This is a genomic window from Alteromonas sp. D210916BOD_24 (assembly GCF_047159385.1).
Taxonomy (GTDB): Bacteria; Pseudomonadota; Gammaproteobacteria; order Enterobacterales; family Alteromonadaceae; genus Alteromonas.
The window spans coordinates 1,591,146-1,609,715 of record NZ_AP038333.1 but is presented as its reverse complement, the minus strand read 5'-3'; the positions used below and the strand labels follow the sequence as shown (position 1 = coordinate 1,609,715).

Below are 18,570 nucleotides of genomic sequence, written 5' to 3'. Positions count from 1 at the left end.
ATTGTCAGCGCTTTTATTATGAAGGATGTACAGTCACGGCACAATGCCGACCAGTTAAAACGGCTAACCCGATAGACGAGCCAACCGTCATTCAGTCTGGTTGCATTACTCTATTTAGTCTCTTATCTGGCCTTCTCCGTTAACCAGATATTTCTCAGCAGTCAGCGACTCTAACCCCATGGGGCCGTATGCGTGTAATTTGGTGGTAGCAATACCAATTTCAGCACCCAGTCCCAATTGACTGCCATCTGAAAAGCGTGATGATGCATTCACCATTACCACACTGGCATCCACCGCACGCTGGAATACTTTTCCGTTCTCTGCATTTTCTGTGCAAATCACCTCAGTGTGGTTACTACCAAATTGTGCAATATGCTCGATGGCAGCTTCAAAATCATCCACCACGCGAATAGCAATCTCTAACCCAAGATATTCTTCACCGTACGCGTCTTCAGCGATAACATCGGCCCCTTCAAAATACTGGCTGCCTTTCTCGTTTACATGAACGATTACCCCTTTTTCCTTAAACGCCTGTGCTACCTTGGGTAAAAAGTCGCCGGCAACCGCCTGATGCACCACTAGCCCTTCCAGCGCATTACACACGCCGGTGCGCTGCGTTTTACCGTTAAGCAAAAGTGCCATGGCTTTGTCGAGGTCAGCGTCTTTATCTACATACAGGTGGCAGACTCCTTTAAAGTGCTGGATAACCGGCACTTTGGCATTGTCTGTTACATAGTTGATAAGCCCTTCGCCACCACGTGGAATAATAACGTCGATGTAATCGCGCTGTTCCATCAGTTCCTGCATAAGTGCGCGATCTGGATTAGGCACTACGGTAACCAATGCTTTTGGTAAATTGTGTTTTTCTAATACGTCTTGCATTAGTTTGGCAATAGCCAAACTGGTATCCAGCGCTTCCTTACCACCACGTAATATTACGGCGTTACCCGATTTAAAGCACAATGCGCCCGCGTCGGCAGTTACATTGGGGCGTGCTTCATAAATCATGCACACCACACCTAATGGAATACGCATCTTTTTAATTTCGATGCCGTTAGGACGTGTGCCGATAACGCGCTCTTTACCAACCGGATCGTCCAGCTCAACAATGACTTCAATGCCTTCGGCCATCGCCTCTATGCGTTCTTCGTTAAGAATTAAGCGGTCGACCATGGCGGCATCAAGGTTGTTTTCTTTGGCGCGCGCCACTTCTTTTTCGTTAATATCAATAATTGTGCTTTTATTGGCGCGGATAGCCGCCGCCATATCAGTTAACACCGCGTTTTTCTGACTTTCACTTAACATTGCCAGGGTACGTGCAGCTTTTTTTGCCTGTTGTGCTAACTCTGTAATAATGCTCATTCTTTCTCCAGATTTGCTATGTGCTGATCAGAAATAATAGGCCCGGTTTTTTCTTCAAACTCGTGGGCGAACTCTTCGTTTTCCTGATTGGCAATAAAATTCAATAAACAGCTACTGTAATTCGATTTCGCTTTTACCAGCTTAGTGCCGTCTTCTTTACGCACTAAAATGGTATCGCCTACAGAGAACTCACCTTTCACATCAATAATTTCACTACTGGTAAGTTGCTCTGCGTTGCTGTCTAAAGAGGCATCAAAATCCCCTTCTACTATCACCTCACCCTGTGCGTTTGACGTATGGCGCATCCAATGCACGTTTTCCTGCATTGGCTTAGCGTGAGGTTTGAAATGCGTGCCCGGATTTTCACCAGCCAACAGCATATTAAACGACAGTTCAGTAAAGCCGTTAATAATATATGTGTCTATGCCATGCGATACGGCTTTTTCGGCTGCTTCTATTTTGGTGCGCATACCACCGGTGCCAACACCACCTTTTACTGCGCCGCCCGCCATGGCGTAAATGCTTTCATCAATGTGATCCACCGACTTGAGCAATTTAGCATCGTCGTGTTCGTGCGGATTTTTGTCGTACAACCCATCGATATCCGAACAGATGATCAGTGCATCAGCTTCAGCAGCCGACGCCACCATAGCAGATAAATTGTCGTTATCGCCCACTTTCAATTTGTCGGTGGTCACCGTATCGTTCTCGTTCACAATGGGCAGAATGTTGTTGTCTAACAAACTGAAAATTGTTTCACGAATACTCACGTAACGCTCTCTGTCTCGCAAGTCAGCATGGGTTAGTAACATTTGTGCTGATGGAAAATCGAATAACCTATCCCACGTGGCAATCATTTCTGTTTGCCCAGCAGCCGCCATGGCTTTTTTAACCGCGATATCTGACTTTTCTAACTCTGGAAACAGGTGCGCCCCTGCGGCGACCGAGCCAGAAGACACAAGTACGACTTGCGTACCGTTCGTTCTGCATCGCACGATAAATTGCGCAATACTCAGTAAATAGTGGCTACTACACCCTTGTTGATTGGGTGAGATAAGCGCACTTCCTACCTTGATGACTACGCGTTTCCATTTAGGATGACTCATAATAAACTTTTTAACCTTAAGATTGTTGATTCGCTAATTCTTCACTGGCCTGCACAAAAGTTGCTTGTACGTTGCGCGATGGGTTTTCACCGAAATGGCTCACCCAATACAGCGCTAACGTACTTACAGCAAAGCCTGGAATAATTTCATAAATAACACTGCTTAACGTCTTACCTTCAGCCAGCACTGGCGCATAAATCCAAAATAATACGGTAACCGCCCCGCTAATCATTCCGGCCATCGCCGCTTTTGCTGTCAGGTCCTTTTTATACAGACAAAACAGTACAAGTGGACCAAATGCCGCACCAAATCCTGCCCAGGCGTTACTGACTAACGACAAAATAGTGTTCGAGGCATTCAACTGGGGATGTCGGAGGCGCCTGCAGAGAGCGCTGTGACTTGTGGGCTCACTTGTCGCCCACCTAGAATGTAACCAGAGATATCACTGGTAGATTGTCGGTATGCAAATAACCCTATTCCTAACATAGCGATGAAATAAACCGCTAGTGAAAGGTAACTTTCCATTGGCATAACGTTTGTATATTCCTCTGTTGCTCAAACACATCGACTATTACTCACTATGTAACTGGGCGAGCCTAACCAAACTGCAATGTACAGTTGTATGGCCAGCCCTCAAATTGCATTGAGCAATAATCATTTGAGCTCAAACAATATAAAGCTTTTAAAAATTATTTCAAGTTCGATAATTAAACAACCCATAAATTTCAGGCGCTAGTTAAAATATGACAAGAGAAACGTTTCACACACAATTATGTTAATAACCACTTCATATTACATTGATATTAATAGAAATAAATTCACACCCAACTAACCGTGAAACAATAAAAGTTATTGATTTATTACGTCAGCACATAAATACATATAACAATTAAACATATTTAACTTCGCTTTATTACCAAAGCGCGCCCACCTCAAATAACATCTATTAAACGCTTTTCAATTGGGGTTAACAGTGCCAACTCGGTAAACTTTTCGTTTGAAAACGATTTAACCTTAGCAATAACCATTTTGCACTTTTCATTGTTTACAATGATGCTAAACAGTTTAGGTTGAATGTAATATTGGCGGCATTCTGCGGGTGTATTTCCCAGTACTGTGGATACACGCTTACTTAAATGCGCTGCCAATTTTTGTAAAGCGGCATGTACCGGCCGAATATCGCCATAGGGCACATTGTAAATTTGTCGTATTGGGTAATGTGTCGTGAATAAACAACACGTTCTTAGCCTGAAGACAGGGTAATTTGTTTGCTTTGCAGCACAACACTTGTTATCAACGTAAATATTTTTACGTATATTTTCAAACACATAAAACAACAAACGAATTTATTAAACAGCTGGATTTTAGAGAATTATTACTTTGGAACACATTTTGTATAGGTATAGACAGTTAAACGTAAGCGTTACACGAAGTCAGTGCAAACCAGATTAACAGTTAAGCCGGGCTTTGGATTAGTGTGAGGAATATTTGTCCTATAGATACCCTGCCCCCTTAAATGTAATTTTGTGAAGAGTAAGGAATTCATTATGCCAATTTCATCATCTGCCGAGCACAGTAATGTGAGAGGAGCAGTTATTCCTAATGACGAACTGCAAGTAGCTGCTGTATTTGAAACAAAACAAAAAGCACAACAAACCCTCACCATGGTACAAAACAATGCGGATGTCGATCTGTCTCAGGTTGAACTTATTCAAGGCAACGATCCACGTTTTAGTGAGAAGCTAGAAAGAGATAGCCGGTTGATAGGTCAGCGCTTGTGGTCTTCTCACCTACTACTGGGCACGTTTGGTTTAGTACAAGGGTTAATTGTTGCTTATTTACTTACTCAATATGGGCCAGCATTTACCCAGCAAAACCCCGTATTCACGTATATTGCGCTGATAAGCCCCGGTATATTTATTGGCTTGTTTGTAGCGGGTCTTATCAGTTTACGCCCCGATCGAGACGAACTCGTGCAATCGGTGAAACATGCTATTCGCTACGGTAAAGTGGCACTTATCATTAATTTGCGTAAGACCCAGTCAGCAAAAGATGTGGTGTCGGTGCTAAAACGCCACTCCACCAAAGTTGTCGAGTCTGCGCGCTAGTTCACACCCTGTTTGTAAGTTGAAGGCCCGTTTGTACAGGTTTATCCAAGCGGGCCAACGTGTCTGAATAAAATAACGGGTAAACAAAACGGCAATATTTGCGTAATATACTAGTAAGTCTATTAGTATCTTCGCAGTTCTTCAGGCACCCAAATATGGATCTTATTTTCTTTGACTTAGACGGGACACTCCTCAATAAGTCTTCTCAGATTTCTAACTTTACAAAGGACACGCTAGCGCTTTTGGCCGAAAAAGATATTGCCTATACGGTAGCGACCGGAAGGACAATGCATTCTGCCCAGTACGTGTTGCAAGGCACTTCTTTTGTACTTCCCCACATATACAACAATGGTGTAGCCATCTGGGATCCAACGGGGAATGCGTTAACGTTGGAAAACCTGTTGGCGCCAAGTGAAGTCAATGCCATTTTATCCTGCGCACACGACAACGGCATTACGCCTTTCATCAATACGGTTAATTTACAAAGCCAGAACCACGATCATGTCATCTACCACAGTGAACCCAAGCACAATGTAGAACGGGATCTCATAGACAAATACTTCTCTCGCACAAAAGCGATATTAGAGCCAGCCGAGCGATTGCCTCTTCATGCTAACATTACCAATATCAGTATGATTGGTGAGGCAAACCGCATTTACGGTATGTATAAAGAGTTAAATGCCCACGAAGGACTAATAGCATATTCAGGGCCTGCTATTGAAGGCGAAGAGTATCGTTGGATGGATGTCCATCATAAACTTGCCAACAAAGGCAGTGCGGTTGAAATACTAAAAGCACAATTAGGGGCTAGTAATGTGATTTGTTTCGGCGACAGTGACAATGACATCAGTATGTTTCACTTAGCCGATGAAGCCTATGCACCCGCTAACGCCAAAGCGATGATAAAAGAGGCAGCAACATCGGTGATAGGCCATCATGATGAAGACGGTATTGCCAGGTTCCTAAGAGAACGGTTTTCACTGTAGCATTACCATTGAATCGCTTTGTTTACTGGTAGCCAAGACGTGCCGTCTATTAATACATGTAAGGCATTATAATCACACAGCTTGCGTACTGGTTTTAAGTTCGCTCGAATCAAGTCGCTTTGAAAGGTAGAAACACAAAGGAAAAGCCACAGCCCAAATACCGGCTAAAATAAAATAGGTGAAAAGTGTTTCTGTACCAAGGGTGACTGCACCGAGTTTTGCGCCTGCTAAATAACTCAAAGGCGCCAAATGCCCCCCAACCAATGCAGCTAAAGCCCTGCGATTGCGAAACAAAGATAAACTATGCACCAGAGTTACTGCCAACGCGCTCCAAAGCAGGCTTAACCAAACGGGAATTGGCCAAAAGGCCACCAGTTGATGGCGCTGCTCAAATACAAATATTCCTGAAAGCGTCAGCGCGCCGTCTATAAGCGTGCCTAAAATGGTGACGGCTATCATTAATTTAATGTCCAGTGTCCGCGTTGGCGAAAACCACAACCACAGCAAAATTAGCCCCATGACCGGCGCGATAGCGTTGTTTTGAAATAGGATCACCAACCACCAGATTACCTGAAAACCAATGCCGTTAAGCACTGGTAAGAATGCGTTATTTTTCATGTTTACCACTTACAGGTTTCACTCCTTCCCTTACGTGTTTTCAATGGAGATAGTTCACTTTCACAACACCGCACACACAATCGCTAAACCCCATTTAAAAGTAAACGAAAAACACAAAGTACAAGTATAGAAATACAGAGTATTAAACAAAGGATATGTACAACGTGAAAATGGTTAAGTATTACGTAATGGGTGCATTAGTAGCGCTTGTGTTAAGCGTAGTGGTGCCATCTATACTGCTGTCAATTGTGTTAGCCTGGACAGCATTTTCACTTATAGCCGTGAGCAGTGCATACCTGCTTAACTACCCAAGCTTATTTCGCAAACGCGAAGATGGATCGATCCCCTTTTACATTCGATGGATTTTTGTGCCGTTTTTACTGGGTTCGTGGTTGTATAATGAATATGCAAGGCGCACTGACAAAGTTCCACCGCTACAAAAAATTGAAGAACAGCTTTTTTTAGCGTGCCGAATGTCTAGTCAACATGTGGATTTATTAAAAGAACACGGTATTGATGCAATACTTGACGTTACTGCTGAATTTGACGGTTTAGATTGGACGGCATATCAGGAAGATTTCCGCTACCTGAACATACCAGTGCTTGATCATACCAGCCCTACCCCTGAACAATTAGTTCATGCTATCAATTGGCTACGCCAGCAATCTGAAGAAGGTAAAAATGTTGTCGTGCATTGCGCCTTGGGTCGGGGGCGGTCAGTGTTGGTGGTTGCAGCTTACTTATTAGCGAAAGATCGTAATTTAGCTGTTAGCCAATCGCTTAAAAAAATTAATGAAATACGCCAAACAGCACGGTTGAACCAACGTCAACTGGCTGCATTACAGAAAGTAAAAGACGGTGGCCTTCTGTCACTACACAAAAAGCTTGCACTCATTGTGAACCCCGTTGCTGGTGGAGGTAAATGGGCTCAGTATAAAGACGACGTGCTCGCAAGGCTGAACGAGCATTTCAATGTCACCGTTATGGAAACAACCCAAGCGGTAAATGGAAAAAACCTAGCTGAACAAGCCATTGATAACGGCGCAAAGGTAGTTATTGCGTGCGGTGGTGACGGTACACTAACAGAAGTTGCCAGTGCGCTGGTGGGTTCAGATGTCACCATGGGAATTATTCCATTTGGTACAGCAAATGCGTTAAGCCAAGTCTTACATGGCTACATGAGTAAAGTGATGCCAATTAGTACGGCGTGCGACATCATCATTAAAGGTGACACGTTAGCAATAGATACAGCCACATGTAACAACCATGTCATGTTACTCGTCGCGGCTGTAGGCTTTGAAGAAAAAATGATCTCTGCAGCAGATAGAGAAGAAAAAAACGAAGGAGGGCAATTTGCCTATCTTAAAGGTTTGTGGAATGCGATTTCAAACAATGAAGACATGACCTTTACTCTCACCTTAGATGAAGCCCCTGCTCGTTCGCTAACCACGCCTAGCATGGTTATTGCTAATGCCGCACCGATAACAACAGCATTGGCGCAAGGGTTTGAACCGCCCGACATTACCGATGGCAAATTGGATCTTACCTGGTTAACGCCACACCCTAGTTCAGATCGTCAGTTTTTGTCGCTTGCTGAACTTGTACTCAGCCCGTCAGATGCGAAAAAGCAATCTGACACCATTCATCATCAACGGGCAGCCACAATTGAATTGGCATTTGATAAGGAAACACCTTATGCCGTGGATGGTGAAATTTACCATGCAAACAAATTAGTAATTGAGACACGCCCTAAGAGCCTGCACGTATTATGTAACGCAAATAGTTAGCGCAAATAATTAGAGCAGCTTACTAACGCGCAATTATGTCGCAAAAAGCACCTATCTACATAAAACAGTTAAGGGAGTATAAGTGTACCTTCACGTTCAGGCAGTGTGAATAAATCGCATCCTCCAATGTAAGTTTTGCTGTTAAGGGTTGACCAGGTAGCGCTTATTTTTGAAGAAGAAAGCTATTAATTTAAAGAAAACAGAAACTTATCTAGCTTCATTGATTGGAATAAATCTCGCATTAGTTCCATGGTCTATTTTATTTTACCTGAGGATTTACCCCATGAAGATTTTTGAAGCCTTGCGCCAAGACCATGAAAAACAACGTTTACTTTTAAAGATACTCGCAGAAACAAGTGGTGATACCGCTGCACGTCGCGAATACTTTAATGAACTTAAAGCGCAACTGGAAAGCCACGCGGTGGCAGAAGAGCGTCATTTTTATACCCACCTCCTGGAAAAAGACGAGACGATAGCACTAACCCGACACGGGATCGCAGAGCATCATGAGATTGATGAGCTAATTGAAAAATTAGAAGACACGGATATGAGTTCTCCAGCGTGGTTGCGCCACTTAAAGTCATTGCAAGAGAAAGTGGAACACCATTTAGCAGACGAAGAACAAGAGTTCTTTCAAGTAGCAGGAAAAGTGCTTAACGACCGTCAGAAAACCAAACTGGCAGCACAATACCGTCAGGAAATGCAACAGGAACTTGAGGCCGCGTCTGCAACGGCGTAATTGCTGTGTGCACATGCATTGCTATAAAACCCAAAAAGCCAGCCTATTGATACAATAAGCTGGCTTTCCTTTAACGGGTATTGTTACTTTTTAGCGATAATGTAAACCGCGTGAATTACGCCTGGAAAGTAACCCAAAATCGTTAACAGGATATTGATCCAAAAATGAGCGCCGATACCCACCTGTAAAAATACACCTAAAGGCGGCAGTAAAATTGAAAGTAAAATTCGGATAATGTCCATAAAAAATTCCTTATTGTTGAAGTAATTTCACAGCGGTGTAAGCAAAAGTGTCACACTGTGGTGTAAATACTCATTTGCAGGCGTTTTAAACGCCTCGAATTCAGTTTGCCATCAAACTAACTCTTTTGTTCATTTGCATATATGCATATAAAATGCCATGCACGCTCAATAGAATTACGCGCTAAAGGACTATGCAGAGTTGATAAAACTAGCTGAAAAGCCTGAACGGGTTTAATGCTTACACAACGGCCTGTACATTAATGTGAAAAACGGTGAAATGCTATCCGCCAAAAGATGCATTTTGCAGCCAATTTTCCAAATCAGCTTTCTTAAGTGGGCGGCTAATGTAATATCCTTGTGCAATATCACACCCCCACTCTTTCAAAATATCCAGAGAGGCACTATCTTCTACGCCCTCGGCCACCACCTTAAGGTCAAACGCATTAGCTAACCTTAATACGGTGTGCACTATTTGCTGGTCATTGTCATCAGTAGCGAGATCTAAGATAAAACTCTTATCTATCTTAATGGTCTTAACCGGCAAGTTTTTGAGGTAAGCTAACGACGAATATCCAGTACCGAAGTCATCAATCGCAAAATGAAAACCCCGTGCGGTTAGCTCGGTTAGGTTTTCAATGGCAAGTGCAGCGTCAGCTACTAAATCGCTTTCAGTAATTTCTAACTCCAACGCTTCGGGTGACAGCCCTTGTTTATTTAATGTGGCTACCAGATTATTCAGCAACACTTTGTTTTGAATATCCTGCGTTGATAAATTCATCGCTACCGTAAAGGTATATCCCTTACTTCTAAAATAAGCCAGATCGGTAATAGTCTGCTGCATTACCCAAGTGGTCACTTGTTCAATAAGTCCAGCCTGTTCGGCTATGGTAATAAACTCATCTGGTGGTACAAAGCCCAGCTGACTGTTGTTCCAGCGTATCAGTGCTTCCATGCTGCACACTTTCATAGTGGCAAGATCAATTTTTGGCTGATAAACCATCGAAAGCTCGTCTTGCTGACTGGCCAGTATTCGCTTCAATTCAGTGGTAATGGACAACCTGCGCGTATACTTGTCTTCCAACTCAGTGCGATAGCGGACACACCAATGGCCTGAATGAATGGCTTCGTCGGTAACAATGTTCATTTTGCGAAATAATTCTTCAGAATTAGACGCGTCTTCTGGGCAGCTGATCACTGCCATCGCGACTTTGACAGGTATGGAAATTAAGTTACTTTCAACTGGTCTTTCCAAAGTACGCTTTAACGACGTTAATTGCTCATCGTTCATCGACTTGTGTGAAATATATAGAATTTCACCGCCCGCAAGACGCGCCGCTATACCCGGCCATCCGTGAAGACGCGTGGCCAAAGTTTTGATTGTGTTGTCACCATTAGAGTAGCCATACAAGTCATTAATAGTACGAAAACCGAGTACTGTTATTGCAATAACCTGCAGCGGATGTTGCTCAGCCATTTGCGAGGTAAAATAATCTTCAACGTAGTTGCGGTTATACATACCCGTAAGCACATCGTGCTGGGCTTGGTAGCGTATGTGCTTCTCACGGCTTTGTATACTTTCCTGCATGCTGTCTACGGCGTTTGCCAACGCCGTAATTTCGGTGAGTTTTGAAGGCTTTTTAAGGGTGGCGCCATAGTGCCCGGCTGCGACCTTATTAACCGCTTTTACAAGGTCAGAAACCGACTGGCTAACATTGCGGGACAACAACATCGAGAATGCTAAGGCAATAAATATGGCAATAACTGTAAAAATTAGAATGGTAAGTTGAATGTTGCTAAATGCATTAAACGACGCAGATGCGTCCATAGCCAACGTAATAGTAACCGGCAATGCTATTTCAGAAGTGATATTTACTTTTCGGGCGAAGTACGAATAGTCGTTATTAAACGTAACATCAAACCAAGATGGGTCTTTTCGTATGGTTAAAACGCGCGCCGCCGTCTCTTCGTCAAGTGTACTCCCAAGCACGGTTTCGTTTTGTGCATGAGAAATAATAATATCGGCATCTACTAATGATTTCAGTTCGTTTAGTAAACCGTCGTCAAACTCTATACCGATGATCAAGTAATAGCGCAATGTCGGTATTTCAACACGGTACATATTAATTTGAACCAATTTGTCGTTAACCACAAAAAAGCCACTATTCACGCCTTTGGCACTGAGTGACAACGAACTATGTAAGGTGTCACCGACTGAAAACAATGGTGCATTAGATACAACTACTTTGTGATCTAAGCTGACTAACGCAATGATATCGGTATTTAGCCGACTGGCATAACTGGTAAACGCGGCTTCTATGGAGGGAAGATCCTGCGTACCCACTGCAGTTCTAAAATCGAATGAGCGCGATAAAACGTTAGACACGCTGCTAATGACTTCTTGTCGGTCATCAACCACTTTGTCAAAAACTTTTTCAGCTAAAGCAATATCTTGGTCGATATTTTCAACGACTAATTTATTTGCAGATTTCCAGACCGCACCAATAATCAAAAGAGACGCGATTAATATACCGATAAGAAGAGTTTGGAATAGACTTTGACTTAGTGTTTTCTGCACTATCGCGCCCCATGATGGATCTAGTTATTTGTTGGGTAAAGAAAAATTAGGAATAAAGAGAATAGCCCATCCTGGCTTTTTACAACAGTAGTAACACGCTGTATTTGCTAAAAATAGTGAAACAGTTTCAAATCACGAAACTAGCCTTGAGGCGTTTGACTATAGCGTTTTAACATCGCGCAGTAATTAATTCGCTATAATCGTTGTCTTTGCTGTAGCCTTGACCAATGAACAGGCACAAAAAAACCAGCCTTAGCTGGTTTTTATTAATTGGTGCGGAAAGCGGGACTTGAACCCGCACGAGCTATGCTCACCACCCCCTCAAGATGGCGTGTCTACCAATTCCACCACTTCCGCGAAATTTTTACTTGTTTGATGCTTAGTTACCGTCGTCCACTTTTGGAACGTCAGTTGTATTTTCTTCAGTTGCAGGCACATCTGTTGTTGTGTCTTCTACAACTGGCACATCTTTGTCAGCAGGAACTTCAACCGGTGCTTCTACAGAAGCCGGTACTTCTAAGTTGTTCCACTCGTCTTCAGCGCTTTCTTTATTTGCAGTCATTGCACCTAAGGTCAAGCTAATGAAGAAGAACAAACCTGCTAAAATTGCCGTCGTTCTGGTCATAAAATTGCCCGAACCCGTAGCACCAAATACTGTATTTGAACCGCCAGAGCCAAATGAAGCGCCCATATCGGCACCCTTGCCCTGTTGGATTAGTACAAATCCAATAAGTAGCAGTGCAACAATTAGATATGCGACTAATAGCACTTCGTAAATCATAAATACCTCGTCAGTTTGCCGCGTGGCAAATTGAAATAAAATCTTCTGCTTTTAAGCTAGCACCGCCAATTAATCCGCCATCCACATCATTTTGTGCAAACAATGTTTCAGCGTTTTCAGGCTTAACACTACCACCGTATACAATACGAAGGCCTTGTGCTAACTCAGCGTCTACTTTAGCAAAGTAACCGCGAATAAATTCGTGTACTTCTTGAGCTTGTTCAGGACTCGCTGTCTTACCTGTGCCAATTGCCCAGATAGGTTCGTACGCAATAACACTTTGTTTGAGTTCATCAATAGATAAAACATCAATTAATGCGTCGAGCTGTTGACCAACGAACGCTTCTACTTGGCCGGCCTCTCTCACTTCAAGTGATTCGCCTACACAAATAATCGGTGTCAAATTGCCAGCAATGCATTTTGCCGCTTTTTGCGCTACCAGTGAATTAGATTCACCTTGATCTTCGCGTCGTTCTGAATGGCCAACAATAGCAAATTCACAGCCCGCTTCTTTAAGCATACTTACTGATAATTCACCAGTGTGAGCACCGTTGTCTAAGTGACTGACGTTTTGAGCCCCAATAGAAAATGCCGTCGATTTGAAAGCATGAAGTAAAACTGACGGTGCGCAAATAACCACTTGAGCACGGGTATTTACCGTATTTAGCTTTTCATTAAAGTCAGCAACCAGTGCAAGACTTCCGTTCATTTTCCAATTGCCAGCCACGAAAGGCTGTCTATTATTTTTACTCACAACGCAGACCTTAGCCCTGTCTCTCAAGCGGGCGTGATATTAACTATTTAATTAGTAAGATACAAGCACAAAAAGTAAAATTTCCAGTTACGCCAACTAATTGGCGAGATTACGAACAGTTTCAGCAATGTGCTCTGCCCATTTCTGAGAATGCTGCTCATTATTCGATTCGACCATCACTCTAATAAGCGGTTCAGTACCACTTTTACGCAATAAAACGCGGCCGGTTTTCCCTAACGCCTTTTCAGCTTCGGCCTTTGCATTTTGCACCATCTCATGAGCAAGATAATCTTCCTGTTGATTGCTATAGCGCACATTGATTAATGTTTGTGGGTACATATCAAAGCCACTGGCTAAATCGTGTAGATCTAACTGCGAACGCAACATAGCAGCAAGCACCTGCAGACCCGCAACAATGCCATCACCGGTAGAACTCATATTCAAATTGAGAATATGACCTGAGTTTTCACCACCAATCGACCAGCCTTTCTGTTGCAATAACTCCATTACATAACGATCGCCCACATTACTTCTGGCAAATGGCACACCCAATTTACTTAAGGCATTCTCTAAACCTAAGTTGCTCATAAGCGTGCCCACTACGCCGCCTTGCATTTTGCCATTTTTCAACGCATCGCGGGCAATAATATAGACAATCTGATCACCGTCCAGCACATTGCCTAAGTGGTCTACCATCATTAGTCTGTCGCCGTCGCCATCCAGTGCAAAGCCCAAATCGGCTTGTGATTCCTTCACTTTTTCAACAATGGCATCCATCGATGTGGCACCAACACCATCGTTGATGTTAAGGCCATTTGGCGCGGTACCTAACTCGATTACGGTTGCACCCAATTCGCGTAGTACATTAGGCGCTATGTGGTACGTCGCACCATGTGCACAGTCCACCACTATTTTTAAGCCTGTCAGTGATAACTCTGAAGGAAACGTGCCTTTACAAAACTCGATATAACGGCCAGCGGCGTCATTAATACGCGTAGCTTTACCTAGTTTGTTGGAAGCCACACATGTCATTGGCTGCTCAAGCATAGCTTCTATTGCCAATTCAATATCATCGTCCAGCTTGAACCCCTGCGCAGAGAAAAACTTTATACCATTGTCATAAAACGGATTGTGTGATGCGCTAATCACAATACCGGCTTCAGAGCGAAATGTTTTTGTTAAGTACGCAATTGCAGGCGTAGGCATAGGACCGAGTAGACCTATATCAATACCTGCCGCGGATAACCCTGCCTCCAGTGACGATTCCAGCATATAGCCAGAAATACGGGTGTCTTTACCAATCAATACCTTATTGGTACCACGACCTGCCAGTACTTTCCCTGCTGCCCAACCGAGCTTAGTAACAAATTCAGGGTTGATATTGCTTTCGCCTACTTTACCGCGGATACCATCAGTACCAAAGTATTTGCGCTGGCTCATTGTTGTTCCTTATTTAACTGTATTTAGCATTTTCACAATGTTTAACGCATCTGCGGTTTCTTTAACATCGTGTACGCGAATAATCTGTGCGCCCATTTGGGCGACAATTGTAGCGAGGCATAGGCTTCCCGCCAAGCGCTCGTCGACCTTTCTATCAAGCAAGTTGCCAATCATAGACTTTCTGGACATACCGACAAGTACCGGATAGCCCAACGCCATCAGTTGAGGTAAATGCTTTACTAATGCATAGTTGTGCTCAAGCGACTTGCCAAATCCATAGCCGGGATCGAAAAGAATTTTATCACCACTAATGCCCGCATCTTCACAGGCTTTCGCTCTTGTCATCAGAAACTGGATAACTTCGCCGACGATGTCGTGATAAATAGGGTTGTTTTGCATAGTACGCGGTTGTCCCTGCATATGCATTAGGCATACAGGCACATTGGCGTCTCTTGCTGCTTCAAGCGCACCGGGTTCCTGTAATGCCCGGACGTCGTTAATCAACCCGGCTCCTGCCTTTACAGCCTCAGTCATTACGCGTGGTTTGCTGGTATCAATAGATATTACACAATCAGAATTTGCTGCAACTGCTTCAACCACGGGTATGGTGCGATCTAATTCTTCTTGCAGAGTTACCTCTGGTGCGCCGGGGCGCGTAGATTCACCGCCGATATCGATAAAGGTAGCACCGTCTTCAATCATTTGAAGTGCGTGATTAACCGCTTGCTGAACGCTGGCGTGTTGACCACCGTCAGAGAATGAATCAGGCGTAACATTTAAAATGCCCATTACCTGAGGTTGAGACAAATCAATAAAATGATGTCCAAAATGCATGAAAAACCTGCTTTTATCATGTCTACATGGTTTGCGTATAACTTGAAGTAAACATAAAAAACCTTTTGTCTCTTCAAGACGCTACACGCGCTAACAAAAAACGCCAGATTAACTGGCGTTTTTATCATAGGAAAATCATAGGTTAGCTAGGTAAATCACCTGGTTTGCCCACCGATGGCTTATCCACACCATCGTTCTTAATTTCACCTTCGCTCACTGGCGCACCACCGCTTGGCTTATCACCACCAGATGGTTTGCCGTCATCCCACCCCGCGGGTGTACGAACCTCTGTGCGATTCATCAAATCATCAATCTGCTTGGCATCAATGGTTTCGTACTTCATTAGTGCGTCTTTCATTGTGTGCAAGATATCGATGTTTTCTTCAAGGATCTTATGAGCGCGATCATAATTGCGATCGATAAGTGACTTGATTTCAGCATCAATGGCACGGGCGGTATCATCAGACATATTGGTCGCCTTAGACATGGTTTTGCCTAAGAAAACTTCGCCTTCTTCTTCCGCATACAGCATTGGCCCCATCTTACTCGACAAGCCCCACTGCGTTACCATTTTACGCGCTATTTCTGTAGCTCGTTCAATATCGTTTGACGCACCGGTAGTGACCTTGTCATCACCATAAATAATTTGTTCCGCAATACGGCCACCAAACAAACTTGAAATCATACTTTCAAGGTGTTGCTTAGAGTGGCTAACACGGTCTTGCTCTGGCAAATACATGGTCACACCCAAGGCACGACCACGCGGAATAATTGACACTTTATAAACCGGATCGTGCTCTGGCACCAAGCGACCTACAATGGCGTGACCTGCTTCGTGGTAAGCAGTCATTTCCTTTTCAGACTCTGACATCACCATAGACTTGCGTTCTGAGCCCATCATGATTTTGTCTTTTGCCTTCTCGAATTCTTCCATAGAGACAACACGTTTGTTACCACGCGCTGCAAATAGCGCTGCTTCATTGACCAAGTTCGCCAAATCAGCACCTGAGAAACCAGGGGTACCACGGGCAATGACCGAAGGCTCAACGTTATCAGCCACAGGCACTTTGCGAATGTGAACTTTAAGGATTTGCTCACGACCGCGGATATCGGGAAGGCCAACCACAACCTGACGGTCGAAACGACCAGGACGCAGTAACGCTGGGTCTAACACGTCTGGACGGTTAGTTGCCGCAATAACGATAATGCCTTCGTGACCTTCAAAGCCATCCATTTCTACCAGCATTTGGTTAAGGGTTTGCTCACGCTCATCGTGACCACCACCTAATCCAGCACCACGCTGACGGCCTACTGCATCAATTTCATCGATAAAGATAATACAAGGTGCTGCCTTTTTAGCTTGTTCGAACATGTCACGAACACGGGAAGCACCGACACCGACGAACATTTCAACAAAGTCAGAACCCGAGATGGTAAAGAATGGCACCTTCGCTTCACCGGCAATGGCTTTTGCCAGTAGCGTTTTACCCGTTCCCGGTGGGCCTACCATTAATACGCCCTTCGGAATTTTACCGCCCAGTTTTTGGAACTTGGAAGGGTCGCGCAAGAAGTCTACCAATTCAGACACGTCTTCTTTTGCTTCATCACAACCTGCGACATCTGCAAACGTTGTCTTAATCTGGTCTTCGCCAAGCAAACGCGCTTTGCTCTTACCAAATGACATTGCGCCACGACCGCCGCCACCTTGCATCTGGCGCATGAAGAATATCCATACACCAATAAGTAGCAACATGGGGAACCATGAGATAAAGATAGACGTGAGAAGAGATTGTTCTTCCGGTGGCTCGCCGTACACCCTTACATCGTTTTTGACCAAGTCAGACACTAACTTGTCATCAAAGTAAGGTACATAGGTTTGGAAAGTTTCACCAGAACGCTTAGTACCGCGAATTTCGCCACTATTATCAATGCGAACTTCACGGATATTACCCTGTTCGGCTTCTCTCAAAAACGTTGTATAGTCGGTTTGCGAACGAGACGATTCACTCGGTGAAAAGCTCTGAAAAACCGACATTAATACAACGGCGATGACTAACCATAGAATTAAATTTTTTGCCATATCGCTCAATGCTACTAACCTCTATAAATCCGAACTGTTGGGTTATTCAACAAACTGACTACAGAACAACCAACCCAGTTCGCAACGAAAACCGCATACTCCAAAGCCTACTACACTTTATAGCCACAAGCCACCAAATACACCTCTCTGGAACGGGATCTGGATGAGTCTGGCTTGCGTGTCTTTATGGTGGTGAAAGATTGTTTAAGTGCATTCATGAACTCAACAAACCCTTCGCCCTGAAAGACTTTTATGACAAAAGCCCCTCCAGGTTTTAAAACTTGATGACACATATCGAGCGCTAGTTCACAAAGATACATAGAGCGCGATTGGTCAACAGACGCATTACCCGCTAAATTTGGTGCCATATCAGACAACACTATATCTACGGTGTTCCCGCCAATTCTGTTCAACAGTGCATCAAGTACTGCGTCCTCTCGGAAGTCACCTTGTAAAAAGTCAACGCCAACGATGGGATCCATGGGCAAAATATCGCATGCGATAACCTGACCATTGTCGCCAACAAGTTGGGCAGCTAACTGAGACCAGCCGCCGGGCGCCGCACCTAGATCTACAAGTGTCATTCCGGGTTTTATAAGCTTATCTTTTTTCTGGATTTCTTCCAGTTTATAAATAGCTCGCGATCGCCAGCCTTCCTTCTGTGCTTTTTGCACATAATGGTCGCTAACGTGTTCTTGTAACCAACGTTTACTGCTGGCAGAGTGTTTCTTTTTTGTCATTCCAATACAATGTCATTAGGATTGTAGACGAGATGGCGTTAGAATACGTTATTTCAAGCATAAACTAACAGATTAATTGTAAGAATTATTACTTCATGAAACTTTCAAATAAACAGAAACAATTTCTTAAAGGCCTGGCACACCCATTAAAACCCGTTGTACAGCTTGGCGCCAACGGCCTTACAGAAGGGGTAGTTGCAGAAATTGACAACGCCCTAAACCATCACGAATTAATTAAAGTAAAAGTACCAACTGATGATCGCGAAGAAAAAGCGCTTATCATGGACGCCATTGTTCGTGAAACAAATTCGGTAAAATTACAGGTAATTGGCCATACGCTAATCATTTACCGTCAGAGCGAAGACTGTAAAATTCAGTTGCCAAAATAATGGTGTGATGGGTGCCGAACCACAACGGC

General features: G+C 43.8%; 17 protein-coding genes, 1 tRNA gene and 1 pseudogene. 5 read left to right on the top strand and 14 right to left on the bottom strand.

Annotated features, from left to right (window positions below; all coding sequences use genetic code 11):
* Positions 1 to 114 precede the first annotated feature (114 nt).
* The 4 genes and pseudogenes from ACMCM8_RS07010 to ACMCM8_RS06995 all read right to left on the bottom strand — a co-directional run bounded on the left by ACMCM8_RS07010 (position 115) and on the right by ACMCM8_RS06995 (position 2,999).
* Entirely contained in the window at positions 115 to 1,362 is a 1,248-nt protein-coding gene (locus tag ACMCM8_RS07010; protein ID WP_412726822.1) for a glutamate-5-semialdehyde dehydrogenase, read from the bottom strand.
* Positions 1,359 to 2,468: a glutamate 5-kinase gene (proB, locus tag ACMCM8_RS07005; RefSeq protein ID WP_412726820.1), complete on the bottom strand. Its 1,110-nt coding sequence runs from the start codon at positions 2,466 to 2,468 to the stop codon at positions 1,359 to 1,361. Before proB ends, ACMCM8_RS07010 begins: the two co-directional genes overlap by 4 nt.
* A 16-nt stretch (positions 2,469 to 2,484) precedes the next feature.
* Positions 2,485 to 2,829, bottom strand: a pseudogene (locus ACMCM8_RS07000) (sodium:solute symporter family transporter); the annotation flags it as partial.
* Positions 2,826 to 2,999, bottom strand: a complete 174-nt coding sequence (locus tag ACMCM8_RS06995) for a hypothetical protein (protein WP_412726818.1) — start codon at positions 2,997 to 2,999, stop codon at positions 2,826 to 2,828. The gene ACMCM8_RS06995 and the pseudogene ACMCM8_RS07000, both read right to left, overlap by 4 nt.
* A 1,016-nt stretch (positions 3,000 to 4,015) precedes the next feature.
* Between ACMCM8_RS06995 and ACMCM8_RS06990 the strand changes: the two genes are divergently transcribed.
* On the top strand, positions 4,016 to 4,576 hold the full coding sequence (locus ACMCM8_RS06990; protein WP_412726816.1) for a hypothetical protein: 561 nt from the start codon (positions 4,016 to 4,018) through the stop codon (positions 4,574 to 4,576).
* Between the two features lie 155 nt (positions 4,577 to 4,731).
* Entirely contained in the window at positions 4,732 to 5,562 is an 831-nt protein-coding gene (locus ACMCM8_RS06985) for an HAD family hydrolase (protein WP_412726814.1), read from the top strand.
* 72 nt (positions 5,563 to 5,634) lie between these two features.
* On the opposite strand, the gene ACMCM8_RS06980 is transcribed toward ACMCM8_RS06985, so the two are convergent.
* Positions 5,635 to 6,180 carry a DUF2878 domain-containing protein gene (locus ACMCM8_RS06980; RefSeq protein WP_412726812.1) on the bottom strand — a complete coding sequence of 182 codons (546 nt, stop codon included), beginning with the start codon at positions 6,178 to 6,180 and terminating at the stop codon, positions 5,635 to 5,637.
* Between the two features lie 164 nt (positions 6,181 to 6,344).
* Between ACMCM8_RS06980 and ACMCM8_RS06975 the strand changes: the two genes are divergently transcribed.
* Complete coding sequence (locus ACMCM8_RS06975; RefSeq protein ID WP_412726810.1) at positions 6,345 to 7,967, top strand: diacylglycerol kinase family protein; 1,623 nt, start codon at positions 6,345 to 6,347, stop codon at positions 7,965 to 7,967.
* 283 nt (positions 7,968 to 8,250) lie between these two features.
* Positions 8,251 to 8,706, top strand: a complete 456-nt coding sequence (locus tag ACMCM8_RS06970) for a hemerythrin domain-containing protein (RefSeq protein ID WP_412726808.1) — start codon at positions 8,251 to 8,253, stop codon at positions 8,704 to 8,706.
* A gap of 83 nt (positions 8,707 to 8,789) precedes the next feature.
* Here the strand turns inward: ACMCM8_RS06970 and ACMCM8_RS06965 are convergent, their stop codons facing one another.
* From ACMCM8_RS06965 to rlmE, 9 genes are all read right to left on the bottom strand, one after another.
* Positions 8,790 to 8,948, bottom strand: a complete 159-nt coding sequence (locus ACMCM8_RS06965) for a YqaE/Pmp3 family membrane protein (protein ID WP_014949371.1) — start codon at positions 8,946 to 8,948, stop codon at positions 8,790 to 8,792.
* 280 nt (positions 8,949 to 9,228) lie between these two features.
* On the bottom strand, positions 9,229 to 11,523 hold the full coding sequence (locus ACMCM8_RS06960; protein ID WP_412726806.1) for a bifunctional diguanylate cyclase/phosphodiesterase: 2,295 nt from the start codon (positions 11,521 to 11,523) through the stop codon (positions 9,229 to 9,231).
* A gap of 271 nt (positions 11,524 to 11,794) precedes the next feature.
* A tRNA-Leu gene (locus ACMCM8_RS06955) sits at positions 11,795 to 11,880 on the bottom strand.
* A gap of 22 nt (positions 11,881 to 11,902) precedes the next feature.
* Positions 11,903 to 12,304 carry a preprotein translocase subunit SecG gene (secG, locus tag ACMCM8_RS06950; RefSeq protein ID WP_412726804.1) on the bottom strand — a complete coding sequence of 134 codons (402 nt, stop codon included), beginning with the start codon at positions 12,302 to 12,304 and terminating at the stop codon, positions 11,903 to 11,905.
* A 10-nt stretch (positions 12,305 to 12,314) separates the two neighbouring features.
* Entirely contained in the window at positions 12,315 to 13,058 is a 744-nt protein-coding gene (tpiA, locus tag ACMCM8_RS06945; RefSeq protein WP_412726802.1) for a triose-phosphate isomerase, read from the bottom strand.
* A gap of 96 nt (positions 13,059 to 13,154) precedes the next feature.
* Positions 13,155 to 14,498 (bottom strand): phosphoglucosamine mutase, encoded by a 1,344-nt coding sequence (glmM, locus tag ACMCM8_RS06940; protein ID WP_412726800.1) that lies wholly within the window; start codon positions 14,496 to 14,498, stop codon positions 13,155 to 13,157.
* Between the two features lie 9 nt (positions 14,499 to 14,507).
* A complete protein-coding gene (folP, locus tag ACMCM8_RS06935; protein ID WP_412726798.1) occupies positions 14,508 to 15,332 on the bottom strand; it encodes a dihydropteroate synthase in 825 nt (274 codons plus the stop codon).
* 142 nt (positions 15,333 to 15,474) lie between these two features.
* Positions 15,475 to 17,421, bottom strand: coding sequence for an ATP-dependent zinc metalloprotease FtsH (gene ftsH, locus ACMCM8_RS06930; protein ID WP_412726796.1), 1,947 nt, complete (start codon positions 17,419 to 17,421; stop codon positions 15,475 to 15,477).
* A 101-nt stretch (positions 17,422 to 17,522) separates the two neighbouring features.
* Entirely contained in the window at positions 17,523 to 18,152 is a 630-nt protein-coding gene (gene rlmE / locus ACMCM8_RS06925) for a 23S rRNA (uridine(2552)-2'-O)-methyltransferase RlmE (RefSeq protein ID WP_412726794.1), read from the bottom strand.
* A gap of 95 nt (positions 18,153 to 18,247) precedes the next feature.
* Between rlmE and yhbY the strand changes: the two genes are divergently transcribed.
* The gene (yhbY, locus tag ACMCM8_RS06920) at positions 18,248 to 18,541 is read left to right on the top strand and encodes a ribosome assembly RNA-binding protein YhbY (protein ID WP_159625746.1); all 294 of its coding nucleotides are present in this window, start codon (positions 18,248 to 18,250) and stop codon (positions 18,539 to 18,541) included.
* The last annotated feature ends 29 nt before the right edge of the window (positions 18,542 to 18,570 follow it).